Origin of the sequence: Enterovirga sp. CN4-39 (assembly GCF_049446235.1) — a bacterium.
In the GTDB taxonomy this organism is placed as follows: domain Bacteria; phylum Pseudomonadota; class Alphaproteobacteria; order Rhizobiales; family Beijerinckiaceae; genus Enterovirga.
Genome location: NZ_JBMSEF010000005.1, coordinates 42,336 through 67,147, shown reverse-complemented (window position 1 = coordinate 67,147; position 24,812 = coordinate 42,336). Strand labels below are relative to the sequence as shown.

Genomic DNA, 24,812 nt, shown 5'->3' with positions numbered 1-24,812 from the left:
AAGGAGAATTGGCTGATGGCGGATGTCACGGAAGACCTGCGGTCGGGTGCGCTTTTCTATCACCGCAACCCGCGTCCTGGAAAAATCGAGATCCAGGCGACGAAGCCGCTCGGCAACCAGCGCGATCTAGCCCTTGCCTACACGCCCGGCGTCGCGGCCGCCTGCGAGGCGATCGCCGCCGATTTCACCGAGGCGGCCAATCTCACTTCCCGGCAAAACCTTGTCGCCGTGGTCACGAACGGCACGGCCGTCCTCGGCCTGGGCGATATCGGCCCGCTCGCCTCCAAGCCCGTGATGGAAGGCAAGGCCGTCCTCTTCAAGAAATTCGCCGGGATCGACGTCTTCGACATCGAGGTCTCGGAGAAGGACGTCGACCGCCTCGTGGATGTGGTGGCGGCGCTCGAACCGACCTTCGGCGGCATCAACCTCGAGGACATCAAGGCCCCCGAGTGCTTCGACGTCGAGGAGCGGCTGAAGGAGCGGATGGGGATACCTGTCTTCCACGACGATCAGCATGGCACGGCCATCATCGTCGCGGCGGCCGTCGTGAATGCCATGGAACTGGCCGGCAAGCGGCTGGCCGACATCAAGGTCGTGACCTCGGGAGCCGGTGCCGCGGCTCTGGCGACCCTGAATCTCCTCGTCTCGCTCGGGGTAAAGCGCGAGAGCATCTGGGTCACGGATATCGAAGGTCTCGTCCACGAGGGCCGGAACGTCCTGATGGACCGCTGGAAGGCCCCCTATGCCCAGAGCAGCGACAAGCGGTCGCTTTCCGAGGTCATCGTGGGTGCGGACGTCTTCATCGGCTTGTCGGCCGGCGGTGTGCTCAAGCCCGAGATGCTGCAGCAGATGGCGCCGACGCCGCTCATCATGGCGCTGGCCAATCCCACGCCGGAGATCATGCCGGATCTCGCCCGGAGCGCGCGGCCGGACGCGCTGATCTGCACTGGGCGGTCGGACTTCCCGAACCAGGTCAACAACGTCCTCTGCTTCCCCTACATCTTTCGGGGCGCTCTGGACGTCGAGGCTTCGACGATCAACGAGGCGATGAAGGCGGCGGCCGTGAACGCGATCGCGGCGCTCGCCCGCGAGGCGCCGTCGGATGTCGTGGCACAGGCCTATGGTGGCGAGGCGCGGCCGTTCGGGCCCGACAGCCTGATTCCGAGCCCGTTCGATCCGCGCCTCATCCTGCGCATCGCACCTGCGGTCGCAAAGGCCGCGATGGATACGGGCGTCGCCCGGAAGCCGCTGTCGGACCTCCGGGCCTATGCGGAATCGCTCGGCCGCTTCGTCTTCCGGTCCGGCTTCATCATGAAGCCGCTCTTCACGGCGGCCCGGGAGCACCCGAAGCGCGTGATCTATGCCGAAGGCGAGGACGAGCGCGTTCTGCGCGCTGTCCAGGCCGTGGTGGAGGAGGGGATCGCAAAGCCGATTCTCATCGGCCGGCCATCCGTGGTCGAGACGCGGCTCAAGCGCTTCGGCCTCTCGATGGAGATCGGTCGCGAGTTCGATCTCATCAATCCCGAGGACGACCCAAGGTACCGCGACTACGTCTCGACCTACCTCGAGGCGGCCGGCCGGAAGGGGATCACGCCGGATGCGGCCAGGACGCTCGTCCGCACGAACTCGACGGTCATCGGCGCAGTGGCGGTTCGCCGCGGGGATGCCGACGCGCTGATCTGCGGCCTGGAAGGGCGCTTCCAGTCGAACCTGCGCCATATCTCGAACATCCTCGGGCTCGCGCCCGGCGCCCGACAGATGGCGGCCATGAGCCTCCTGATCACATCGAAGGGCGCCTACTTCCTCGCCGACACGCACGTCACCGCGGACCCGACGGCTGAGGAACTCGCGGACATGACGATCGCCTGCGCAAGCCATGTGCGCCGGTTCGGCATCGAGCCCCGGGTCGCGCTCCTGTCGCACTCGGATTTCGGGTCTGCCGACACGGCTTCGGCGCGCAAGATGCAGAAGGCCCTCGGCCTGATCCAGGCACAGGCCATGGGCCTGGTGGTCGACGGCGAGATGGCTGCCGATACGGCTCTTCTTCAGCCGATCCGCGACCGCGTGAATCCGACCTCGACGCTGAAGGGTGAGGCCAACGTCCTGATCATGCCGAACCTCGATGCGGCCAACATCTCGCTTCAGCTCGTGAAGGTGCTGGCCGATGCGCTGCCGGTTGGGCCGATCCTTATCGGGCCGGCCAAGCCGGCCCATATCCTGACGCCATCTGTCACGGCGCGGGGCATCGTGAACCTGACGGCCGTCGCTGTGGTCGAGGCGCAGACCAGGATGCCGCGCCAGGACGAAGACTGAACGGCTACTCGGCCGACGCGCTGAGATCGAGCTTGTCGAGCAGCGCGGTCGGATCCGGCGCGGCGGCGAAATCGGCGACGCCGAGCCCTGCGGCATCGCGGGCTCGGGCCTCGATCACGAGACGGCCGGGCTTCGCCACGAACCGCGCGACGGCCTGGCCGACAGCCTTTGCGGCGGCGGAATTGCCGAGCATGACCGGTACGGCGACCGCCGCCATCATTCCGTATTCGCGCCGCAGCTCGTCGACGCTCCGCTTCTTCTCAGCCGCCTGGGCGGCGAGGAGCTTCTCGAAAAGCCCGGCATTCTGGACGATGACTTCGAGCGAACGGGCGGTGGCGCTCATCCATGCCACGACGGCCAGCGCCTCGTCCGGACTGAACGCGTCCTTCGACAGGTTGCCCACGACACCGCGGACGAGAAGCCGGCCCATTCCGGCGCCTTCCGCGGAAAGTTCGCGGATAACGAGTTCCTGACCGGGTGCTTCCCAGCCGAGATTTGCGGTCAGCGAAGCATCGATCTTGTCGTAGCCGAGGGCGGCGAGCGGCCTCGCCGTCTCATTCCTCGCGGCAGCCTCAAGGGGAACGGAGAGGTTGCGCAAGCTCAACCGGAGGTCCGTCGGAACCCCGTCGACGAGGTTGTCGGCGAGGAGTTCGAGAGATGCGAGCGTGATGCGCATCGGAGCTTCGCCCTTGGGGGCATCGCCCTTCGTGTTGACTTCGATCCCGCTCATTCGGACCGATCCGATCACGGGGACGAGGCGACGGATCTCGGCCGGCGTCAGCTCCGCGGTCTTGCCGGCGAGCTCGCGTGCCGCGCTCAGCATCGGCGACAGGGAGATGCCCCCTACGCTGAAATTCGCGATGCGGATGCCGCCGTCCTCACCGCCGGCCTCGAAGCCTTCCACGCGGAACTCGCCCGGGCTGCCGCCGCCCGTATAGGCGATGCGGCTGATGCGACCCGCTGTCTCCTTTTTGTCGGCATCCGAGAATTCGATCCCCGTCGCCTCGAGCGCGCCGACCTCGAAGGCCTCGAAGAGATCGACCATCGCGCCCACAACACGGCTGCGCTCCGCCGGGGGCGCCGTGTTCAGGTCCGTGTGCCCGGCGAACGCGTTTGCGGTCGCCAGCCAGCCATCGCGGGTAGGACGCGCCCGGAAGTCTCGTCCTGCGAGCCGGGCGATGCGCGACCGGTTGCCCTTCGGGCCTTCGCTGGTCAGGCTCTCGATTGCGACCGACCCGTAGATCCGCTTCAGCTCGGGGCTTGTCCCAGGTGGAGCTTTGTCGAGCAGGGACACCATCAGCGCGGCGTCGATGTCGCCCATGTCCATGCGGGCGAATGCTCCGCGGGACGGGCCGTCCGGCGAGGTCCCGTCGAAGCTGCCGTTCCCGCCGGTCGCCTTCTCGATCCTGCCCGAGGCGACGCCGGAGAGGCGGATATCGCGATAGACGGCACTTTGGCGCCCGGGCCCGATGCCGGTTTCGGTGCGGAGTTCGGGAATGACGATCTCATCCGCCCGAAGCCCCGCTACGCGCTCCGCCAAGGAAGCAGGCGATGCCGGGTCGAGAAGCCGGGAAAGCTCGTCACGTGAGAGGCTCGATCCGCGGATCTCGGCGGTCGGGATGACGTAGGTCGATGGCCCCGCGACGAAGCGGAGATTCGACGCCCTGTAGCCTTCCGGCGTCTGGGCAACAGCGAAGGGGCCGGATGGAGCCGCCTCTGCAGCGCCTGCCGGGGCTGGGGCGACCGATGCCGCGGCCGGCGGTTGCACGATGCTGGCGGGCGGGCGTGGAGCGACGATCGAAGGTCCCGCACCTTGCTGAACGACATCCGGCCGCAACCCCGGCATGGCTGGGGTGGCAGGTGGAGCCGCTGGTCGGTTGGACAAGCCGCCGGGGCCGGCAGGCGGCGTACTGGGAGGCGCCGCCGGGCCGCTTCTCGGCTGCGACGACATCATCCCGGCCTGGGCGAGCCGCAGCCCGTCGCTCGCGGCGCTCACGTCCGGAGACCAGAGCCCAGCCGCGCAGATTCCGGCAAGCAGGCCGTGCCGCATGCCCCGGAAGACCTGTCCGGACCCGCTCATGATGCTCTCCGACGGGGAAATGTGCCCGGCCGGTGCTGGCCGGGATCTCAGATGGAGAAGGATGTACCGCAGCCGCAGGACGATGTCGCCTGCGGGTTCTCGATCTTGAACGACTGGCCGATGAGATCGTCCACGAAATCGACGACCGAGCCCTTCAGGAACTGAAGGGAGGTCTCGTCCACGAGGACGGCGGCGCCGTTCCGCTCTACGATTACGTCGTCCGGCCGGGGGTTGTGGTCGATGTCGAAGCCGTACTGGAAGCCGGAGCAGCCCCCACCGTTCACGCTGATGCGGAGCATCGAGCCGGACGGTTCGCCGGCCAGGATCTCTCCGATCCGCCGGGCCGCGCTCTCGGTCAGTCTGATCTCGTCGGAAGCCTGTAGAGTCATGGCGTCGCGCTTGCGGTTCGTCTTGCGCACAAGGTAAGGGCCCGCAGGAACCCCCGCAACCCGGATCACCCCGTGCTGCTTCACGGCGAGCGCTGGCGCGCAGCCTATTCATGCCACCCAGGGGAGAGCCGTGGGCGGCTCCACCCGGAACGGGCGTCCCCGACCCGATCCGAGTTCCAGCGCGACCGCGACCGCATCATCCATTCGACGGCGTTCCGGCGGCTCACGCATAAGACCCAGGTCTTCATCCACCACGAGGGGGATCATTTCCGGACCCGCCTGACCCATACGCTCGAGGTCAGCCAGATCGCCCGCGCCCTCACACGATCCCTGGGGCTCGACGAGGATCTGGCCGAAGCAGTCGCCCTGTCCCACGATCTCGGCCACACCCCGTTCGGCCATACGGGCGAGGATGCCCTCGATGCCTGCCTCGGGCCCTTCGGCGGCTTCGATCACAACGCGCAGGCTCTGCGCATCGTGACCCGCCTCGAGCGGCGCTATGCCGCCTATGACGGGCTCAACCTGGCCTTCGAAACGCTCGAGGGATTGGTGAAACACAACGGCCCCCTGCTCGGGCCGGACGGTCAGCCGACGGGCCGCTACGAGGAGCGTGGCGTTCCGCTTGCGATCCTCGAATTCGAGGCCGCGTACCCGCTCGGTCTAGGCAGCCACGCCTCGGCCGAGGCGCAGGCGGCCGCGATCGCCGATGACATCGCCTACAATGCCCACGACATCGACGACGGGCTCCGGGCGGGGATACTCGATGCGGAGGAACTCCGGTCGGTGCCTTTCCTCGAAGAGCTCCTGCAGGAGGTCGATGCCGTAGCGCCGGGGCTGGATGCGCCTCGCCGCACGCACGAACTCACTCGGCGAGTGATCACACGCTTCGTCGAGGACGTTCTGGCCGAGAGCGCGACGCGAATCCAGGAACTCGCGCCGGCGACCGTGGAGGACATCCGTCAGGCCACGCGCCCGATGGTCGGGTTCTCGACCGCGATGGCGGAGGCGGACCGGTCTCTCAAGGCCTTTCTGTTTCCGAAGCTCTACAAGCACCCGCGGCTCATGTCCGTGCGGCAGGATGCGGAGACGATCGTCCGCGACCTTTTCTCCCGGCTGATGCGCGAGCCGTCGCTTCTGCCGGGAGACTGGTGCCACGACCTGGAGGGGGCGTCCGAGTCGAGGCTCGCCAGGCGCGTGTCGGACTACATCGCCGGAATGACGGACCGCTATGCGATCCACGAGCATCGCAGGCTGTTCCCGACGACTCCGGATCTCCGGATCGCCTGATGGTGCGGTGCGTCACGTGACAGCGAGGGCGCCGGTTGCTATTCGCGGCACACACCTGACACTTTTGGCTATCTAACGACGGTGCGTCGAGATCCGCGCCGGAACAAGCGACCTGCAATGAACATCTTCGGCCTCTTCGAGCTCCGGGTGGGCGAAGCCTTGGAACGTCTTGCGGCGGCCGGGCAGATCCCGGCCGGGATCGACACGTCCAGGGTCCTCGTGGAGCCTCCGCGGGACGCCAGCCACGGCGATCTCGCCACCAACGCCGCGATGGCGGTGGCGAAGGCCGCCAAGGCCAACCCGCGTCAGCTTGCCGAACTGATCGCCGCGGACCTGCGGGACGATCCGCGCGTGCAGGAAGCGACCGTCGCCGGCCCGGGCTTCATCAATATCCGCCTCAGGCCCCATGTGCTCCACGACGTCGTGCGTGCCGCCGTGCTCGACCCGACCGGGTATGGCCGGAGCGGGCAGGGCGCGGGCGCGGCCGTGAACGTGGAATACGTCTCCGCCAATCCGACGGGCCCGATGCATGTCGGCCATGGGCGCGGAGCGGTTTTCGGCGACGCTCTGGCGAACCTCCTCGCCTTTGCCGGCTACAAGGTCACGCGCGAGTACTACGTGAACGATGCGGGCGCCCAGGTGGACGTGCTCGCCCGCTCGGCGTTCCTCCGCTATCGCGAGGCTCTCGGCGAGGATGTCGGGCCCATCCCGGAAGGGCTCTACCCGGGCGAATACCTCGTTGCCGTCGGGAAGACGCTCGCGGACCGGCACGGGACATCGTTGCTCGAGATGCCTGAGGCCGAGTGGCTTCCCATCGTCCGGGCGGCCGCGATCGATGCCATGATGGCGATGATCCGGGACGACCTCGCCTCGCTCGACATCCGGCACGAGGTGTTCTTCTCCGAGCGCTCCCTTACCAAGGGAGAGGTCGACAAGATTGCGGAGACGATCGAGGACTTGCGGGCGCGTGGCCTGATCTACGAGGGACGGCTCCCGCCTCCGAAGGGTCAGCTTCCGGAGGACTGGGAAGATCGCGAGCAGACGCTGTTCCGGGCGACCGAGTTCGGGGACGACGTCGACCGGCCGCTGCTCAAGTCCGACGGTTCATACACCTACTTCGCCGCCGATATCGCCTACCATCGCTCGAAGTTCGAGCGCGGCTTCCAGACGATGATCGACGTTTGGGGTGCCGATCACGGCGGCTATGTGAAGCGGATGCAGGCAGCCGTTCAGGCGGTCAGCGGCGGGAAGGCGGAGCTCGACGTGAAGCTATGCCAGCTCGTGAAGCTTCTGCGCGGCGGCGAGCCCGTGAAGATGTCGAAGCGGGCAGGCGACTTCGTGACGCTGCGCGAGGTCGTCGACGAGGTCGGGCGCGACCCCGTCCGCTTCATGATGCTGTACCGGAAGAACGACGCCCCGCTCGACTTCGACCTCGCCAAGGTGATCGAGCAGTCGAAGGACAACCCTGTCTTCTACGTCCAGTACGCGCACGCCCGGTGCGCCTCCGTGTTCAGGCAGGCCCTCGAGGCATTTCCCGGCGAGGCGCCGGGCCCGCAGGCGCTGGCGGAGGCCGACCTCTCGCTGCTGGCCGACGAGTCGGAGATCGAGCTCCAGCGTCGCATTGCCCAATATCCGCGTATCGTCGAGGCGGCGGCGCAGGCCCATGAACCCCACCGGATCGCCTTCTACCTCTACGAGCTCGCGAGCGTGTTCCATGCATTGTGGAACAAAGGCAAAGACTTGCCGCAATTACGCTTTGTTAAGCACGACGATGAAAAATCGACGCTGGCGAGGCTCGCCCTTCTGGGCGCGCTGAAGGCGGTGCTCGCGTCGGGGCTCGGGACCCTCGGCGTGAGTGCCCCGAACGAGATGCGGTGAGATGGTGCTCCTTCTTCGGGCAGGTCTTCACGCGAGGTCGCTGGCGCAGGCTCCGGCTGGGCGTCTCGTGCCAGCCCCGGTACCGAGTTGGGTCTAGGTATGAGCGACACGGCACAGAACCGCTTCGAGATCGATCTCGACGAGATCGAGCGTCAACTGCGGCGCTCCGCCGAGCTCGATCCCCCTGCGACCGGGCCACAGGCAGACCCGCTCGCCGAACTCGCCCGCATCGTCGGGCAGGACGACCCATTCCTCGGCATCCTCGGAGACAATCGTCGGCCTGAGCCGAGCCGGGAGCGGCGCGAGCCCGTGCTGGGGGGGCAGGAGGCCGCGCCCGCGGCTCCAACGCCTCGCAGCCAAGCCGATGCCGTCCTGACGGCCGAGGACCGGGGCGTCCTCGGAACCGGGCCGCTGCCACCGCAGGGGGGCGACCTCGGGGGTGCTCCGGAGCCGTTCGACCCGGTGGTGCGAAGCTACGGCAGTGAGAGCGCTGCCCTCGATCAGGACGAGTTCGTGCCGGCGTCGTCGAGCGCGCCGCGCCGGCGCGTCGGCGCCGTGTTGGCGGTCGTTGCGCTTGCTGCGGTTGGTGCGGGCGGGGCCTTCACTTGGCGGAAGATGAGTGGCGACACCGCATCCTCTGGTCCGCCGCCCTTGATCAAGGCCGACAACGCGCCCCTCAAGGTTCAGCCGGAAAATCCCGGCGGGATGGATATCCCGAACCAGAACCGGCAGATCTACGAGGGCCCGACGGACAACGCTCGCTCGCGTGTGCTCGACCGGCAGGAGCAGCCGATCGACGTTCGTGAAGCTGCCCGGCACATGCCGCAGCCGGAACCGGCTCCCGAGGTCGCGCCACCTATGCCTGCTCAGGCCGGCATCGGTGCGGGCGTTGTTCCGCAGCCCCCTGACGCCACGCTGTCGCAGCCCGCACCGAACGTCGCCGTGGCTCCGCCAGTCGCCGCTCCCGGCACCCCTGATGCCGTCCCATCTTCGAACGGCCAGGGCCCGAATGTCGTGGCCGCCCCCGCCGCGCCGGGTCGGAATGCTGCGCTCAGTGCCTTGGGCGAGCCGCGCCGTGTCCGCACCGTCGCCATCCGGCCGGACGGGACGCCCATCGGCGGCGGGCTGATGGTCACGAATCCCGACGCGCAGATACTGCCGTCGAACCAGATTCCGCCGCCGGTCACGGTCCCGACGATCTCGATCCCGATGAATCCAGCACCGGCGCAGCCCCAGGCGCAGCCGGCCCCGCCGGCCGCTTCCTCGGCTACTCCGTCTGCCGATGACGGCACGACCCCTTCGACGGCGACACCCATACAGGTTCTTCCTCCTGCCCGGCCGATTGAGCTGGCGGCCCGGACGACGGGCACGCCTACGGAAGAAGGCAATCCGGCCTTGGCTGGCGCAACTGCTCCCGCCGACGCAACGGGCGCTGATGACGCCGATGCGGCGCCTGCTGCCCCGACGGGACCAGTGGTTTCGGTTCGCCCGCCCGCCCGCCCGGCAAGGCTCGCGCAGCAGGCGGCGGCAACCACCGAGGGAGCCGATCAGGAGACGGCCGCGATCTCTCCGGCGGGCCGAACCTATGCGGTGCAGATCGCCGTAAGGCCGACCGAGGCCGCCGCGCGGACTGCCTACGAGCAACTCGCTGACAAGTACCCAACGGAACTCGGCGGCAAGCCCGCCACGGTGACTGAGGGGAACGTCAACGGAAGGACGGTCTACCGCATCCGCGTGACGCCCCTCTCGCGCGAGGACGCGAACACGCTCTGCACGCGCCTCAAGTCTTCCGGCGGCCAGTGCTTCGTCGTCGCGAACTGACGAGGCGCATGTGACAGGGCCTCGCTGCTTCATCGCCGGCTGCTCCGGCCTCTCCCTCACCCCCGACGAGGTGAGCTTTTTCCGGGACGCCGATCCGGTCGGCTTCATCCTGTTCCGGCGCAACATCGCGGATCCGGACCAGGTCCGCGCGCTCACCGACTCGCTTCGCGAAACGGTGGGCCGGGCAGACGCGCCGATATTCGTTGACCAGGAGGGCGGTCGCGTGCAGCGGCTGGGCCCGCCGCATTGGCCGAAATACCCTGCGGGGCGGACCTATGGGCGGCTGTCGAGCGATCCGGAAGGGCGGCGCAGGCTCGTGCAGACGGGCGCGCGGCTGATCGGACATGACCTGCGGGTCGTCGGGATCGACGTCGATTGCCTGCCGGTACTCGACGTTCCGATTCCCGGCTCGCACGACATCATCGGGGACCGGGCCTATGACACCGATCCGGCGATCGTTGCCATGCTCGGGCGCGCAGCCGCTGAGGGCCTCATGGAGGCCGGCGTGCTCCCGGTCATCAAGCATATGCCCGGGCATGGCAGGGCGTCAGTCGACAGTCACGAGAGCCTGCCGCGGGTATCGGCGGGCATAGACGAACTCCGGGCCCAGGACTTCGTGCCCTTCCGCGCGATGCGCGACCTGCCGATCGGCATGACGGCGCATGTCGTGTACGAGGCGATCGACCCGGAGGGGCCGGCTACGACCTCGGCGTCGGTCATTGGTCAGATCATCCGAGGCGAGCTCGGCTTCGACGGGCTCCTCCTGACGGACGATCTCTCCATGAAGGCGCTTAGCGGTTCCTTCCGGGAGCGCGCAGAGGCTGCGTTCCGCGCGGGCTGCGACGTGGCGCTTCACTGCAACGGCAACCTGGACGAGGCTGAAGCGGTCGCCGAGGCCGCGCCGGCCCTTGCCGGGGAAACCCTGCGCCGCTTCAAGGCGGCCCGGGCCAGGGTTGCGGGGCAGCAGGCGAGCTTCGACATTGCGGATGTGCGCCGGGGATTCGAGGCGGCTCTTGCCGAAGCCGCCTGAGGCGTCAAGCTGACGCCTGGCCGAATCAGGCGTGAGCGATGTCGGAGGCAGTTCCCATCCAGGCTGAGATCGAGCGCGCGGAAAGCGATCCGCTGCTCGTCGTCGACGTGGGCGGCTTCGAGGGTCCGCTCGATCTTCTGCTGGACTTGGCGAGGCGCCAGAAGGTGGACCTGCACGAGATATCCGTGCTTGCGCTCGCCGAGCAGTACCTGGCCTTCGTCGAGACGGCCCGGACGATGCGGCTCGAACTCGCGGCCGATTACCTCGTCATGGCGGCCTGGCTGGCCTATCTGAAGTCGCGTCTTCTCCTGCCTGAGCCGCCGAAGCCCGAAGGCCCCAGTGCGAGCGAGCTCGCCATGGCGCTGGCCAACCGGCTCCGCCGGCTCGAGGCGATCCGCAAGGCTGCCCGGCTTCTCTCCGAGCGGCCGCAACTCGGGCGCGAGGTCTTCGGGCGTGGGGCCTTCGAGGCACGCGTGCAGGTCGGGACGCCAACCTATACCGCGTCGATCTACGATCTCCTGTCCGCCTACGCTCGGCAGAGGCAGCGCGTCTCGTCGAGCCACGTGACCGTTGCCAAGCGGCCTTTCTGGTCCCTCGTCGATGCCCGTGCTGCCCTCGAGCGGCTTGTTGGCGAGGCTGGCGACTGGATGACGCTGGATTCCTACCTGCTCCGGTACGTCGTCGAGCCCGGGATGCGCGCGACCGTGCTCGCCTCGGCGCTCTCGGCCACGCTGGAATTCGTTCGGGAGGGGAGGGCGATGCTGCGCCAGGACACGCCCTTCGGCCCCCTCATGGTGCGGAAACGGGAGGTGCCGGCTTGACCACGCGGTTGCCCGCACGCGGCATGCTGACGCTTGCCGTCGACAACCGTCCTGCCGATCCGCCTGCGCATGGCGAAGCGATGCGGATCGCGGAGGCGGTGCTGTTCGCCTCCCCCGAGCCGCTCGGCTTGGACGCCGTCGCGGCGCGCCTCCCCGCAGCCGCCGATCCTGCTCGTGTCCTAGCAGATCTCGAGCGTCTTTATGCGGGGCGCGGCATCAACCTCGTCCGGGTCGGGGGAAAGTGGGCGTTCCGCACGGCGACCGACCTCACCTTCGTGCTGGCAGAGGATGCGGGCGCGCCGCAGAAGCTTTCGCGGGCCGCCATGGAGGTGCTCGCCATCATCGCGTACCATCAGCCTACGACGCGCGCGGAGATCGAGGAGATCCGCGGCGTCACCACCTCCAAGGGCACGCTTGACGTGCTGCTGGAGACCGGCTGGATCCGCATGCGCGGGCGCCGCAAGTCACCCGGCCGGCCGGTCACGTTCGGCACCACGCCCGAATTCCTCAATCATTTCGGTCTCAACGCCATCAACGACCTGCCTGGCCTCGAAGAGCTGCAGGGGCTTGGGCTGCTGGAAGGCAAGCTGCCGGCCGACCTCGTTCCGGTGCCGTTCGATGCGGAGGCCCTGGGCGATGACGAGGAGCCGCTGGAGCCGGAGTTGATGGCCCTCGGGCCCGTCGGCGAGGAATAGGCTTACATCCTCGCCCAGGCGGCGACGGAAACGTAGGGCGATCCTCGGCGGCGATCGTCGGTCACCATCCAGCCGGCGGAGAACCGCCCTTGCAGGATGCCAAACGCGAAGCCCGTCAGGTGAGCGCCCGCCTTCGTTTCCTGGTAGCTGTCCGTCGCGTAAGCCGAGATCTCGGGTCCGGCGAAGAGGTTGTTCCAGACGCGATAGCCGACCGAGCCTCGGCCCGACACGCTCGCCTTGGCGGTCGTTCCGGTGAGGGTTGCGGTGAGAAGCGTGTTTCGTGTCGGATGGGCCCAAAGCTCGATCAGCCCCTTCGCTCCGTAGATTGGCTCGGAAAAGCCCTGAACCTGTCCGGCGATCGTCAACTGCTCATGCAGGATTTCCGGCCCGATCAGGGCGGACAGGAAAACCGGTCCAAGGTTCCACTGCTGACCGACCAGCACGCTCGTCTGGGTGGTGAAGCGGACTGCCGGGAGATCGAGTTCCTGACGCCTGAAGCGCTCGTGCGTGATGCCGAAGCCGCTCGTCTCCATGACGACGAAGCCCGTGCGGTCTAGAGGGCCAACGAGAGTCTGCTTCGCGCCCAGCGTGAAGAACACCGACCGGCCTGCGTCGATTTGACTGAACAGGACCGTCCGCAGGTCCTCGGGTCGGACGAAGAGCAGGCGGTCAGGATCCGCCGCGGCTGCTCCTTCGATCGGCGACAGCAGGAAGTGCAGGGAAATAGAGGCCAGACAGGCGGCGCTTCGACCCGAATTACGCAACACGGGTGATACTCAAGTCTGGAGGAGGCGTCAGGGAATGTCCTGAGCTATATTGAATTTATATTCGTATCTCCTGTCCAGAGGTTTCGGGGCTGGGGATTGCGTCCGTAGGCGGACGCCCCCTTGTCCGGAACCATCCTCGGTCAACCCGCGTTCGAAGGGTCCCTGCGTCGAGGGTCGATGTATTTACCGGACGGTTTCTTGGCACTCTCTGTATCTGATTGCTAGCGTTGCCTTCTGTTTAGCCGAGAGTTCAGTTGCTGCGGCTTGAATCCCGTAGCGCATCGGCGAGTATAGTCGTTGCTCGCTCGCTACGGTGCTGATTCACAAGGAGGTTGCATGGTCTCCGAGGATTTCATCCGCCAGCTACAGGGTTATGGCCTGACGACGGCCAGGATCCTATACGGGATGCCGGACCACCCTCGGGTTCTCCAGACGTTCGTCTGGCAGCAATATGATCTGGCGCCCAGCTTTCCCGTCCTGAACAAGTTTCTCGCTTTTTGGCAGCGTGAGCTCGAAGGCCCGCTACATTCGGTCGAGATCGCTCATGCCGGCCTAATCAAGCCGGCATCGTTTCGGGCGGTGAATGGGGAACTCACGCTGCACTGACGGCGGGGCAGAACGCCGCCGCGGGCCGCTACTTGGCCCGCGCGCGCCGCTGGTTTAGAGGTGGCGCCGTTTCCACCCAGCGGCGATCCCCCGGTTGTTTCCTGAAGCGCGTATCACCGCGGTCCTCTCCTCCCTGGCGCGGAACGCGGGCGAGCGGCTGACCGTAGCCGACATCGTATCCGTGCTGCGCGATCGAGCATTCGCGTTGCTGGTCGTTCTGCTCGGCCTTCCGAACTGCCTCCCCATGCCGCCGCCGATCCCATTCGTGTGCGGGCTTCTTCTTGCACTGGTCGCGGCCCAGCTCGCGGCCGGCCGGCCGACGCCCTGGCTTCCGGCGGCGCTGCTTCGTCGGTCGGTCCCACAGGATGCGGTGGACCGCGCCGTATCCCGCGCCTTGCCGATCCTCCACAAGCTCGAACGCTGGTCGAAGCCGAGAATCGAGTTCCTGGAGACGCCGATCGCGCTCCGGCTCCTTGGCGTGGTGCTGATCCTGCTCGCGCTGGGCCTCCTCGTCGCAGCCCCCATCATCGGCCAGATTCCTCTTGGGATCGCCGTCTGCCTTGTCGGCCTCGGCCTGGTGGAGCGAGACGGGGTTCTGGTCGTTGGCGGCGTCGCAGTCGGGCTCGGCGGTCTCGCCCTGAGCTTCGGCTTTCTATACGCCGTGTTCGCGGGCCTCGAAGCGATCTTCTGAGTTCGCGCGGCGCCCTGAGTGCCGGCCAACGTTACCAAGATTTCATCCCGTCGAGAGAGCGCCGTAAGGGGCGGTCTCCTATCTCTTGTTCATCCCAAGGGCGCACGGCGGAAACCCCCACTCCGACCAGGCACTCTGAGTAGGGAACGGGACGCGGGGCTGCCATGTCGCCCCCCGCCAGCTCTGCGGCTCGTGGCGGCAGGCCGGATCGTCGATCCGGCCTGCCGTTTTGCATCTTGGCGCGCTACCATGACCGATATGCGCATCCTCATCATCGAAGACGATCAGGAAGCCCGCGAATACCTCGCGAAGGCGTTCCGCGAGTCCGGTCATATCGCCGATGCGGCACCCGACGGGCTGGACGGCTATGCGCTCGCACGCGAGGGCGCCTACGACGTGCTCGTGGTGGACCGGATGCTGCCCAAGCTCGATGGGTTGTCGCTGATCCGCTCGCTCCGGGAGCAGAAGGTCGACACGCCGGCCATCATCTTGTCTGCGTTGGGTCAGGTCGATGACCGCGTGAAGGGCCTTCGCGCAGGGGGCGACGATTATCTTCCCAAGCCGTATGCCTTCTCCGAACTGCTTGCCCGGGTGGAGGTTCTCGCGCGCCGCCGCGGCGGCGGGGGAAGCGGAGAGGCGACGAGCTATACCGTCGGCGACCTGGTGCTGGACCGCTTGTCGCACCGGGTGACTCGCTGCGGACAAGAAATCCCTCTCCAGCCGCGTGAATTCCGCCTTCTCGAGTATCTCGTCCGCCACGCCGGTCAGGTCGTGACGCGCACGATGCTGCTCGAGCATGTCTGGGATTATCATTTCGACCCGCAGACCAACGTGATCGACGTGCACGTGTCCCGGCTTCGGTCCAAGATCGACAAAGGGTTCGATCGGCCGCTCATCCACACGATCCGTGGCGCTGGGTACATGGTCCGTGACACCGCAAAGTAGCTTCCTTCCCAAGCTCTTCCGCACGACCGCCTTCCGGCTGTCATTCGCCTATCTTGTTACGTTCGCGATCTTCGCCTTCGTGATCCTGGGCTATGTCGCCTGGAACGCGACCAAGGTCCTCGATGGGCAGATCGTGGACACGATCTCGGCGGAGATCACGGGGCTCGCAGAGCAGTATCGGCTGGGCGGCATCCGGCGGCTCGTCGCGATCGTGGATCGTCGGTCGCGTCAGCCGGGAGCCTCCCTTTACCTCGTCACCAACTTCCAGGGCGAGCGCATCGCCGGCAATGTCGGCGCCTTGCCACCGGGGACACTGGACGAGGCCGGCCAGCGGGAGGTCACCTATGCCCGCACCGATGAGGAAGCGCGCGAGCATAAGGCGATCGTGCGCGTCTTCGTCCTGCCGGGCGGCTTTCGCCTTCTCGTCGGGCGCGACGTGGACGAGCGCATCCGGATCCGGGACATCATCCGCCGTGCCTTCGGCCTCTCTCTCCTCCTCATTGGCATACTCGGCTGTCTGGGAGGCTGGTTCGTCACGCGCCGCGTCCTGAAGCGCGTCGACGACATGACCGCTACGACCGAGACGATCATGGCGGGCGACCTGAACGGCCGCCTGCAGATTGCGGGCACCGGCGACGAACTGGATCGCCTCGCGCAGAATCTCAACGCGATGCTCGACCGGATCGGCGAGTTGATGACCGGCCTGACGGAGGTGTCGAACAACATCGCGCACGACCTCAAGACGCCGCTGACCCGCCTCAGGAACAGGGCGGACGAGGCGCTCAGGAGCGCAATGGGTCCCGACGAACTCCGCGCCGCGCTCGACGGGGTGATCGAGGAGAGCGATAACCTGATCCGCGTCTTCAACGCGCTTCTGATGATCGCCCGCCTCGAAGCGGGGCACCAGAGCGAGGGCATGGCCGATTTCGATGCCGCCGAGGTGGCACGCGGGGTGGCGGATCTCTACGAACCCGTCGCCGAGGAGGCCGGAACCGAGCTAAAGCTGGAGGTCGAACCGGGGCTTCTCATTCACGGCAGTCGCGAGCTTCTCGGCCAGGCGGTGGCCAATCTGGTCGACAATGCGATCAAGTATGGGACTGAGGCCTCCGGTCCGCAGGCGCCCGTAACCGTCAAGGCGCGAAAGGAGGGTGACGCCGTGATCATCACCGTGGGGGATCGCGGGCCCGGCATCCCCGCAGACGACCGCAATCGCGTGCTCGGCCGCTTCGTCCGGCTTGAAGAGGCGCGCTCCCGCCCCGGGTTCGGGCTGGGGCTCAGCATCGCGGCGGCGGTCGCGCGTTTGCATGGCGGTACCCTCAGCCTCAACGACAACAAGCCGGGGCTCGAAGTGCAGCTCTCCCTTCCCCAGCGCCAGGCTGCGGTTCCGGTATGACCCAGGTACCTCGCCCGCTTGCGGAACTCGTCCGCCCGCCTGCCCACCACGCCCTGGCTCCAGGCGAGGCTCCATTTGCCGGCCTTGTGCGCTTCGCGAACCTCTACTCGCCCTACCTCCGCCAACTTGCTGCGGCGGAGCCGGTGCGGCTCGAGCGGCTGGCCGGGGAGGAACCAGCGGCCGCCAATGCCACTATCGTCGCCGCCCAGCGCCGGATCGGCGCGTCTTTCGTTGCCGGAGATCTCTCCCGCGACGAAGCGATGCGCGATCTCCGGCGGAACAAGAGCGCCCACGCGCTGCTCGTCTCCCTGACGGATCTCGGTGGCGTCTGGACCGTCGAGCAGGTTACGGCGGCGCTGTCGGACTTCGCGGACGCGTCCGTCCAGAGCGCGGTCGACATCGCGCTCGCGGAGCTAGCCATGGCCGGAAAGGCACCCGGCTTCGCGCCGGGATCGGATCTGGTCGGTTCCGGGCTCACGCTCCTGGCGCTCGGGAAGCATGGTGCCGGGGAGCTCAACTTCTCGAGCGATATCGACCTCGTGGTCTTCTACGACCCAAGATCGGACATGGCCTCCGCCTCGCCGGAGCCTCCGGCCAAGCTCTACACGCGCCTCGCACAGAACGTCGCGAAGCTCCTGCAGGAACGTACGGTCGACGGCTATGTGCATCGGGTGGATTACCGCCTCCGCCCCGACCCTGCCTCCACGCCGCCTGCCGTGTCGCTGCCCGGCGCCTTCGTCTATTACGAGAGCGTCGGCCAGAACTGGGAGCGGGCGGCCATGATCAAAGCCCGTCCCGTGGCGGGCGACATCTCGCTCGGGCAGGGCTTCCTGGCGGATCTCGCCCCGTTCATCTGGCGCAAGTACTTCGACTTCGCCTCCATCGCGGACATCCACGCGATGAAGCGGCAGATCCACGCGATCCGTGGTCATGACGAGATCGCCGTCGCCAGCCACGACATCAAGCTCGGCCGTGGCGGGATCCGCGAGGTGGAATTCTTCGTCCAGACCCAGCAGCTCGTCTTCGGCGGGCGCCGGCCCAAACTCCGGGGACGCCGCACGCTCGACATGCTGGGCGCACTTCACGAGGAGGGCTGGATCAGCGCGGAGGCGCGGGACGAGCTCTCCGATTCGTACAGGTTCCTGCGAACGGTCGAGCACCGCCTGCAGATGGTTGCCGACGAGCAGACGCAGCGGCTGCCGTCGCGGGACGACGAACTGTCGCCCTTCGCCCGCTTCTGCGGCTACGAGGACTTGCCTGCTTTTGCCGCCGACCTGACCACTCGGGCACGGCGCGTCCAGCATCATTACGGGCTTCTCTTCGAGGAAGGGCCGGAACTCGCCTCCGAGCTCGGGGATCTCGTTTTCACCGGGGCGGCGGTCGATCCGGCGACCGTGGCCACCCTCAACCGGCTGGGATTCAGGCAGGCCGAGGCTGCCGCCGAGACAGTGCGGGGCTGGCATTTCGGCCGGCGCGCCGCCGTGACTAGCCCGCGCGCTCGGGAAGTCCTGACCGAGCTCACGCCGGCTCTGCTTGCCGCGCTCGGCGGCTCTGCCGATCCCGATGGCGCGCTCGCCCGACTGGATCGCGCCTTCGCGCGCATGCCGGCCGCGGTCGAACTCCTCACCATCCTGCGCTCGCACGAAAAGCTGCGGCTCCTCTTCGCCGACCTCCTCGGAAGCGCGCCGCGCCTGGCCGAGACGGTCGCTGTGAGCCCGCACGTGCTCGACGCCATGCTGGATCCGAGCTTTTCCAGCCCGGCGCGGGATGAGGAGGCGGCCGAGGCTGAGATCCGCGCGCTGGTCGGCGCGCCATCCGCCACGGAGGAGTTCCTCGATCGCTTGCGGGACGCCTTCCGGCAGGTTCACTTCGCGACGGGAGCCCGTCTCCTGTCGGGGGTCATCTCCCCGGCCGAGGCGGGTGGTGCCTTCGCGGCGATCGCGCAGAGCATAGTCCGGACGGCACTCGACTGGGTATCCCGCGAGTTCGCGAAGGAGCATGGGACCATCCCAGGAGGGCGGATCGTCGTGCTCGGGCTCGGGCGCCTCGGCGTTCGCGACCTGACCGCTGGCTCGGACCTCGATCTCGTCGTCCTTTATGATTTCGACGCGGCTCGTCGCAGCAGTGATGGCCGCCGGCCGCTCGACGCCGTCCTGTACTACACCCGCCTCACCCAGCGCCTGATCGCCGCCCTGACGGTGCCGACCCGGCGTGGCCGCTTGTACGAGGTGGATATGCGGCTGCGGCCATCAGGCACGAAGGGGCCGATCGCGTCGCAGTTCCACGGCTTCCTGTCCTACCAGCAGCGCGAGGCCGAGCTGTGGGAGCACATGGCTCTGACGCGCGCCCGCGTGATCGCCGGCGATGCGAGCCTCGGCAGGGAGGCGTCGTTGGCCATCCGGGCTGCCCTCGCGCAGGTCAGAGGTGGAGACGAGGTCTTCGCCAAGGTGATGGAGATGCGCGAGCTCGTCGCACGGGAGAAGGGCGAGGAAGATCCCTGGAACCTCAAGCATGCAGCCGGCGGCACGATGGATCTGGATTTCCTCGCGCAGGCTCTCGTCCTGACCCGGGCAGCGGAATATCCAGATCTGGTAGGGATCGGAACGCCGGACGTCCTCGCCGAGGCCGGTCGCCTCGGCATCCTCGAGCGCGACGCGACTGCGCGACTGCTCGAGGCCTGCCGGATCCTGGACGACGTAGTGCATTGGCAGCGGCTGACGATGTCGGATGCGACGGACGAGAGCGCGCCGCCGGCGACGCTCCGGCGTCTGGCGGCGCTCGTCGGGGCACCCGGTCCGGAGGAACTCGCGGCTCGGCTCGGCGAGATTCGGGCCGAGGTGCGCTCAACCTTCCTTCACGTGCTGGGGAAGGAAGGCGCGCCGTGACGCTGCCTATTCGGCCGCTTCGAGGTAAGGCCGGGGCGAACGGGCCGGATCGCTGAGCGGGATGCTGACGAGCACGATCGTCCCGACGCCTTCCTGCGATCGGATGCGCAGCCCGCCGCGATGCATCCCGGTCAGCGCCTTAGCGATCGCAAGTCCCAGCCCCGAGCCCCTCTGCGCCCGGTTGAACTCCGACCCCACCTGCTCAAATGGCCGGCCAATGCGCGGCATGAACTCGCGCGGGATGCCGGCGCCATTGTCCTCGATGAAGAAGTTCATCGCTTCCCCGGCGCGCGCAACCCGGAGACGAACCACTCCGGACCCTTACGGGGTGAACTTGATCGCGTTGTCGAGGATCTGCGTGAGGATCTGGTGCAGGGCCCGCTCGTCGGCCTGCACGTAGCCCCCGGCCTGGACGGAGCAGACCAGCGAGATGCCTTTTGCTCGGGCGCACTCTGCGACGGTGGCCATGGCGTTGTTGACGACCTCGGCCACGTCGATGGGGGCCGTGGTGAGCGTAACGTGACCGGCTTCGATCCGCGAAATCTGAAGGATGTCGTTGATGACGGCGAGCAGGTCGAGGCCGCTGCCGCGGATGTGGCTGGCGTAGTCGCGGTAGCGTTCATTGCCGAGCGGGCCGAACATCTCGCGCTGCATCACCTCGGCGAACCCGATGACGGCGTTCAGTGGCGTGCGCAACTCGTGGCTCACTTTGGCCAGGAAGTCGCTCTTTGCGCGGCTGGCGCTCTCCGCCTGGCCCTTCTGCTCGTGGTAGCGCTCGGCCAGATCGGCGAGCTGCTGGGCCTGGATCTGGAGCGTGTGGCGTGAGCGCTTGAGGTCGCTGACGGTGCCGAGCAGGCGACGCTCGGATTCCAGAAGCTTCTCCTCATGGCGCTTCAGGGCGGTGATGTCCGTTCCAACCGAAACGTATCCGCCATCCTTGGTCCGGCGCTCGTTGATCTGCAGCCACCGCCCATCCGAGAGCTGGACCTCCAGCGTGCGGGAGCCGCGACCGTCCGTCTGCTCGTGGGTCACGTGCGAGGTGACGCGAGGTGGGCGTCCCGCCGCGATGATCTCCGCGTAGGTCGCCCCGGGCACGACCGCTTCCGGCGATAGGTCGTGGAAGTTCCGGAACTTCGAGTTGCAGAGAACCAGGCGATTGTCCGCATCCCAGAGGACGAAGGCCTCGGAGATCGCCTCGACGGCATCGCGCAGCCGCATGTCGGCCGTCGCGCTGCGCTCGACGAAGCCGCGCTCGTCCGAGATGTCGACCGCGATCCCGACGAGGTGGCGCCCGCCTTCCTCCGGATCGATCACCACCTCGGCGCGGGCCCGCAGCCACATCCAGCCGCCATCCGCCGTGCGCATGCGGAAATCGATCTCCAGGTGCTTCACCTCCGACGAGGCGACGCGCTCGGCGAGATCAAACAGGTTCCCATCATCCGGATGGATCATCCCGTTCACCTCGCCGAAGGACAGGTACTCGTCCCGACGCTGGTATCCGAGAAGGCTGTAGAGCGAGCTGGACCAGTAGATCCGCCCGCGCGAGATGTCCCAGTCCCACAAGCCGCAGCGGCCGCGGGTGAGGGAGGTGTCCATCCGCCGTTCCATCCGGGCGCAGGCGCGGCGTGCGCTGCGAGCGCCCTTCGCATGGGCGACGCAGACGCCGCCCAGGCCGGCAACGGCCAGGATCACCGCGATGGCGGCAGCCGAATAGGCCGGGCCGGGGCCTTGCAGAGCCTTGATCTCGGCAACGGGTTTCACGATCGCAACTTGGCCGCCGGGAAGGTTCCGGAGCGCCGCGAGCGCGTCCGTTCCGTCCCCCAGCCTCATGCGCATCGCGCCGGCTCGTTCGGCCAGGATCGCGAGCGGCTGCTCCTCCTCGATGACATCGTTGATGTGGGCCGGTGCGGCGTCCGCGGGCGGATGCGTGGCGACCACGCGGCCCGTCAGGTCGGCGAGGAGGAATAGCCCCGTCGATTGCGCGGCTGCCGGAAGCCGGCGGATCGCTCGCTCCAGGGAGGAGGTGCCAAGCAGCCCGGCTCCGCTGATGCGGGTGAGTTCGTCTGCCAGCACCGCGAGGGTCAGTTCCGCCTTCGCAAGCTCCTCCGACAAGGTTGCGTCCCGGCCCGTCTTCGAACCCAGGATCAAGCTTGGAGCGAACCACAGCAGCGCCGCTGCCACGAGTGCCGGGCCGACGTACTCGACCCTCAGGGCAGACGCGCAGAACCTCCGGAGAACGGGGGCAAGGACGAGCCCCGACTTGCTCGCAATCTCATGCAACCGTGTGGCAACGCCGGCGGCGTCCACGCCCATGCGAGCTCCCCTGCTCATCTTGCCCCAGTTCGGGAAGACGTGCCGCATCTTCTCGAATCGAGAACAATAGAATCGAGGAGAGCTGACTTGTCCAGGGTTCCGGTAAAGTCTCGTTAAGTTTTATAGGCTGTTGCCACCGCGACTCACTTCGCCGAAATCATGAGTCGCGCCAAATGGTTACGCAGGCGCAAGCGAACGCTGCACGATGTCGAGGACGTCAGGCGAGAGCGCGGGGGCGGCTGCGATGTGCTCGAGAGCGGACCTAGCCTGCGCACGCCGCGCCGCAGTGACGGTACGCCAGGTACCGAAGCTCGTCAGGAGCCGCGCCGCGATCTGCGGATTCGTCCCGTTGAGCGCCAGCACCGTCTCGGCGAGGAGCGCATAACCTGTGCCGTCCTCGCGATGGAACTGCGTCGGGTTCGCCATCGCAAAGCTGCCGATCAGCGAGCGCACCCGGTTCGGGTTCGAGTACGCGAAGGCGGGGTGGGTCATCAAGGCGCGAACCCGACCGGGGGTGCCTTCCTCCGGGATCGCTGCCTGAAGGGCGAACCATTTGTCGAGGACCAGCGGCTCGGCCGCATAGGAGTCGCCGAAGCGGGTCAGCGCCGCCTCGCGTGTCTGTCCGGGGATGAGCGACAGCGTCGCGAGCGCTGCGAGCCGATCGGTCATGTTCGTGGCCTGTTCGAGCTGTGCTGCGGCGAGGCGCTCGCCCTCGCCCGGATCGCCCGCCGCAATAAGATCGAGCGCCGCATTGCCGAGGGCGCGTCGTCCGGCGCTTGCCGCGTCGGGCGAATAGGCGCCGCTGCCCCGCATGGCGGCCCGCAGATCGCGGAGGCGCGGCGCCAGGCTGCGGCCGAGCTCCGCCTTGACGCGCTGCCGGGCGGCGTGAACCGCGTCAGGGTCGACGTCGCGGCCGATCTCCTGCGCGATCTCCGTTTCGCCGGGCAAAGCCAGGATCATCGCCGCGAACGCCGGATCCTCCAGCCCCGAGCGATCGAGGAAGGTGCCAATCGCATCGGCGAGTTCGGCTGAGCTGCCATTGGCGGGCGCTTCGGCAAGGCTGGTGAGAAGGCGGAGCGCGACCGTCTGGGCCGACTGCCAGCGATTGAAGGGGTCCCGGTCGTGGCGGAGCAGAGCAAGGAGATCGCTGTCCGGCAGATCGAGCTCGAGCCGGACGGGCGCCGAGAAGCCCCGGAGGAGGGACGGAACCGGTCGGGAATCGATCCCTTCGAAGGTGATGCTCTCGGCCTTCGTCTCGAGGACGAAGAGACCATCTTCCCGCACTTTGTTGCTCGACGCTTCGAGCAACTGGCCGTCCTCTCCGACAAGGCCGAGCAGGACGGGGACGACGAGAGGGCTCTTCTCCGGCTGCCCCGGCGTCGGCGGGGTCTCCTGCCGGAACTCCATCCGGTAGGTTCGGGCCACCGGATCATAGGCGGTCTGGACCGATACGGTCGGGGTGCCGGCCTGCTCGTACCAGCGCTGGAAATGCCGGAGATCGCGGCCGGAGACCTCCGCGAAGCATCCGAGGAAGTCCTCGACCGTTGCGGCCGTGCCGTCGCAGCGCTCGAAATAGAGGTCCATGCCGCGCGCGAACTCGGCTTCACCGAGAAGGACCTTCAGCATGCGGACGATCTCGGCGCCCTTCTCGTAGACGGTCGCCGTGTAGAAGTTGTTGATCTCGCGGTAGCGCGTCGGCCGGACGGGGTGGGCGAGGGGCCCCGCATCCTCCGTAAACTGGCGCGCCCTCAGCGTACGTACTTCCCCGATGCGATGAACCGCGCGCGAGCGCTCGTCGGACGAGAATTCCTGGTCGCGGAAGACCGTCAGCCCTTCCTTGAGACAGAGCTGGAACCAGTCGCGGCAGGTGATCCGGTTGCCGGTCCAGTTGTGGAAGTATTCGTGCGCGATAACGGCTTCGATATTGGCATAGTCGGCATCCGTCGCGGTTTCGGGGCTCGCCAGGACGTACTTGTCGTTGAAGATATTGAGGCCCTTGTTCTCCATCGCGCCCATGTTGAAATCGGATACGGCGACGACGTTGAAGACATCGAGGTCGTATTCGCGGCCGAAGACGCGCTCGTCCCAGCGCATCGAACGCTCCAGCGCGTCGAGGGCGTAGTGGGAGCGTTCCTCCTTGCCAGGTTCGACATAGATCGCGATCTCGACCGCGCGGCCGCTCATCGTGCGGAAGGTCTTGCCTGTCCGGGCGAGGTTCCCTCCCACCACCGCAAAGAGATAGGCCGGCTTGGGATGCGGATCGTGCCACACGGCAAAGTGGCGCCCGGCGGCTTCCGCCTCGCCCCGTTCGCGCAGGTTGCCGTTCCCGAGGAGGACCGGGGCCTCGTCGCGGCTCGCCTCGATCCGAGTGGTGTACACGGAGAGCACGTCCGGCCTGTCCAGCAGGTAGGAGATGCGGCGGAAACCATCCGCCTCGCACTGGGTGCAATAAACCCCGTTGGAGCGATAGAGCCCCATCAGCTTCGTGTTGGCGCTCGGGTTCACCTCGGTGTCGATCGTCAGCCTGAACGGGCGGCCGGGTGGGTGAGCGATCGTCAGGCCCTGAGGGGTCGCCTCGTAAACGTCGGCGGAGGCGGGCTCATCGTCGATCCAGAGGCCGCGGAACATCAGCTCGTCGCCGTCGAGGACGAGCGGGACCGCCTTGACGCCGAGGGGATTGGGCCGGATCTGCAGCACCGAGCGGATGCGCGTCGCAGCGGGATCGAGCTGGATGTCGAGTTCGACCGTGTCGATCAGATAGTCGGTCGGACGGTAATCCTCGAGACGGGTGATAGTCTGCGTGTCCGTGCGCACGTCCGGGCCTAGGCTCTTGATGATCGGTGGGTTATCGCCGAGCCGGCGTTGCGCCGCAACGCGTGAGGCGCGTTTGGAGCGTTG

Annotated in this window: 18 protein-coding genes; 12 read left to right on the top strand and 6 right to left on the bottom strand. The window is 67.4% G+C overall.

Annotation, left to right across the window (positions count from 1 at the left end; genetic code table 11):
- The first annotated feature begins 15 nt into the window (after positions 1–15).
- Positions 16–2,313: an NADP-dependent malic enzyme gene (locus ACO2SS_RS10365; protein ID WP_423277562.1), complete on the top strand. Its 2,298-nt coding sequence runs from the start codon at positions 16–18 to the stop codon at positions 2,311–2,313.
- Positions 2,314–2,317: 4 nt separating this feature from the next.
- Here ACO2SS_RS10365 and ACO2SS_RS10360 read toward each other — a convergent pair whose 3' ends face one another.
- Together ACO2SS_RS10360 and erpA are read right to left on the bottom strand one after the other, a co-directional pair.
- Positions 2,318–4,393: a hypothetical protein gene (locus ACO2SS_RS10360; RefSeq protein WP_423277561.1), complete on the bottom strand. Its 2,076-nt coding sequence runs from the start codon at positions 4,391–4,393 to the stop codon at positions 2,318–2,320.
- Positions 4,394–4,440: 47 nt separating this feature from the next.
- Positions 4,441–4,782 carry an iron-sulfur cluster insertion protein ErpA gene (gene erpA, locus ACO2SS_RS10355; RefSeq protein WP_423277817.1) on the bottom strand — a complete coding sequence of 114 codons (342 nt, stop codon included), beginning with the start codon at positions 4,780–4,782 and terminating at the stop codon, positions 4,441–4,443.
- Positions 4,783–4,854: 72 nt separating this feature from the next.
- On the opposite strand from erpA, the gene ACO2SS_RS10350 reads away from it, so the two are divergent.
- The 6 genes from ACO2SS_RS10350 (at position 4,855) to scpB (ending at position 12,314) form a co-directional block, all read left to right on the top strand.
- Positions 4,855–6,069: a deoxyguanosinetriphosphate triphosphohydrolase gene (locus tag ACO2SS_RS10350; protein ID WP_423277560.1), complete on the top strand. Its 1,215-nt coding sequence runs from the start codon at positions 4,855–4,857 to the stop codon at positions 6,067–6,069.
- Between the two features lie 117 nt (positions 6,070–6,186).
- Positions 6,187–7,947, top strand: a complete 1,761-nt coding sequence (argS, locus tag ACO2SS_RS10345; protein ID WP_423277559.1) for an arginine--tRNA ligase — start codon at positions 6,187–6,189, stop codon at positions 7,945–7,947.
- Positions 7,948–8,046: 99 nt separating this feature from the next.
- A complete protein-coding gene (locus tag ACO2SS_RS10340; RefSeq protein WP_423277558.1) occupies positions 8,047–9,768 on the top strand; it encodes an SPOR domain-containing protein in 1,722 nt (573 codons plus the stop codon).
- Positions 9,769–9,778: 10 nt separating this feature from the next.
- On the top strand, positions 9,779–10,798 hold the full coding sequence (gene nagZ / locus ACO2SS_RS10335) for a beta-N-acetylhexosaminidase (RefSeq protein WP_423277557.1): 1,020 nt from the start codon (positions 9,779–9,781) through the stop codon (positions 10,796–10,798).
- Between the two features lie 38 nt (positions 10,799–10,836).
- A complete protein-coding gene (locus ACO2SS_RS10330; protein ID WP_423277556.1) occupies positions 10,837–11,619 on the top strand; it encodes a segregation and condensation protein A in 783 nt (260 codons plus the stop codon).
- A 23-nt stretch (positions 11,620–11,642) separates the two neighbouring features.
- Entirely contained in the window at positions 11,643–12,314 is a 672-nt protein-coding gene (gene scpB, locus ACO2SS_RS10325; protein WP_423277816.1) for an SMC-Scp complex subunit ScpB, read from the top strand.
- 2 nt (positions 12,315–12,316) lie between these two features.
- Here scpB and bcsS read toward each other — a convergent pair whose 3' ends face one another.
- A complete protein-coding gene (gene bcsS, locus ACO2SS_RS10320) occupies positions 12,317–13,081 on the bottom strand; it encodes a cellulose biosynthesis protein BcsS (protein ID WP_423277555.1) in 765 nt (254 codons plus the stop codon).
- A 336-nt stretch (positions 13,082–13,417) separates the two neighbouring features.
- On the opposite strand from bcsS, the gene ACO2SS_RS10315 reads away from it, so the two are divergent.
- From ACO2SS_RS10315 to ACO2SS_RS10295, 5 genes are all read left to right on the top strand, one after another.
- Positions 13,418–13,687 (top strand): usg protein, encoded by a 270-nt coding sequence (locus ACO2SS_RS10315; RefSeq protein ID WP_423277554.1) that lies wholly within the window; start codon positions 13,418–13,420, stop codon positions 13,685–13,687.
- Between the two features lie 94 nt (positions 13,688–13,781).
- The gene (locus tag ACO2SS_RS10310; RefSeq protein ID WP_423277553.1) at positions 13,782–14,378 is read left to right on the top strand and encodes an exopolysaccharide biosynthesis protein; all 597 of its coding nucleotides are present in this window, start codon (positions 13,782–13,784) and stop codon (positions 14,376–14,378) included.
- Between the two features lie 258 nt (positions 14,379–14,636).
- A complete protein-coding gene (locus ACO2SS_RS10305; protein WP_423277815.1) occupies positions 14,637–15,323 on the top strand; it encodes a response regulator transcription factor in 687 nt (228 codons plus the stop codon).
- A complete protein-coding gene (locus tag ACO2SS_RS10300) occupies positions 15,307–16,716 on the top strand; it encodes an ATP-binding protein (RefSeq protein ID WP_423277552.1) in 1,410 nt (469 codons plus the stop codon). The genes ACO2SS_RS10305 and ACO2SS_RS10300 overlap by 17 nt, the downstream gene beginning before the upstream one ends.
- Positions 16,713–19,601, top strand: a complete 2,889-nt coding sequence (locus ACO2SS_RS10295) for a bifunctional [glutamine synthetase] adenylyltransferase/[glutamine synthetase]-adenylyl-L-tyrosine phosphorylase (protein WP_423277551.1) — start codon at positions 16,713–16,715, stop codon at positions 19,599–19,601. Before ACO2SS_RS10300 ends, ACO2SS_RS10295 begins: the two co-directional genes overlap by 4 nt.
- 6 nt (positions 19,602–19,607) lie before the next feature.
- Here ACO2SS_RS10295 and ACO2SS_RS10290 read toward each other — a convergent pair whose 3' ends face one another.
- The 3 genes from ACO2SS_RS10290 to pepN all read right to left on the bottom strand — a co-directional run bounded on the left by ACO2SS_RS10290 (position 19,608) and on the right by pepN (position 24,728).
- Complete coding sequence (locus ACO2SS_RS10290; protein ID WP_423277550.1) at positions 19,608–19,913, bottom strand: ATP-binding protein; 306 nt, start codon at positions 19,911–19,913, stop codon at positions 19,608–19,610.
- Between the two features lie 9 nt (positions 19,914–19,922).
- Positions 19,923–21,962 (bottom strand): histidine kinase dimerization/phospho-acceptor domain-containing protein, encoded by a 2,040-nt coding sequence (locus ACO2SS_RS10285; RefSeq protein WP_423277549.1) that lies wholly within the window; start codon positions 21,960–21,962, stop codon positions 19,923–19,925.
- 129 nt (positions 21,963–22,091) lie between these two features.
- Positions 22,092–24,728, bottom strand: coding sequence for an aminopeptidase N (gene pepN / locus ACO2SS_RS10280; RefSeq protein ID WP_423277548.1), 2,637 nt, complete (start codon positions 24,726–24,728; stop codon positions 22,092–22,094).
- Positions 24,729–24,812: the final 84 nt, after the last annotated feature.

Bases quoted from the DNA above. Each gene is read 5' to 3' on its own strand.
- erpA (WP_423277817.1), bottom strand. From the start codon at position 4,782: ATGACTCTACAGGCTTCCGACGAGATCAGACTGACCGAGAGCGCGGCC.
- ACO2SS_RS10305 (WP_423277815.1), top strand. From the start codon at position 14,637: ATGCGCATCCTCATCATCGAAGACGATCAGGAAGCCCGCGAATACCTC.
- ACO2SS_RS10360 (WP_423277561.1), bottom strand. From the start codon at position 4,393: ATGAGCGGGTCCGGACAGGTCTTCCGGGGCATGCGGCACGGCCTGCTT.
- scpB (WP_423277816.1), top strand. From the start codon at position 11,643: ATGCTGACGCTTGCCGTCGACAACCGTCCTGCCGATCCGCCTGCGCAT.
- ACO2SS_RS10365 (WP_423277562.1), top strand. From the start codon at position 16: ATGGCGGATGTCACGGAAGACCTGCGGTCGGGTGCGCTTTTCTATCAC.
- ACO2SS_RS10315 (WP_423277554.1), top strand. From the start codon at position 13,418: ATGGTCTCCGAGGATTTCATCCGCCAGCTACAGGGTTATGGCCTGACG.
- ACO2SS_RS10330 (WP_423277556.1), top strand. From the start codon at position 10,837: ATGTCGGAGGCAGTTCCCATCCAGGCTGAGATCGAGCGCGCGGAAAGC.
- ACO2SS_RS10340 (WP_423277558.1), top strand. From the start codon at position 8,047: ATGAGCGACACGGCACAGAACCGCTTCGAGATCGATCTCGACGAGATC.
- ACO2SS_RS10295 (WP_423277551.1), top strand. From the start codon at position 16,713: ATGACCCAGGTACCTCGCCCGCTTGCGGAACTCGTCCGCCCGCCTGCC.
- ACO2SS_RS10285 (WP_423277549.1), bottom strand. From the start codon at position 21,962: ATGCGGCACGTCTTCCCGAACTGGGGCAAGATGAGCAGGGGAGCTCGC.
- argS (WP_423277559.1), top strand. From the start codon at position 6,187: ATGAACATCTTCGGCCTCTTCGAGCTCCGGGTGGGCGAAGCCTTGGAA.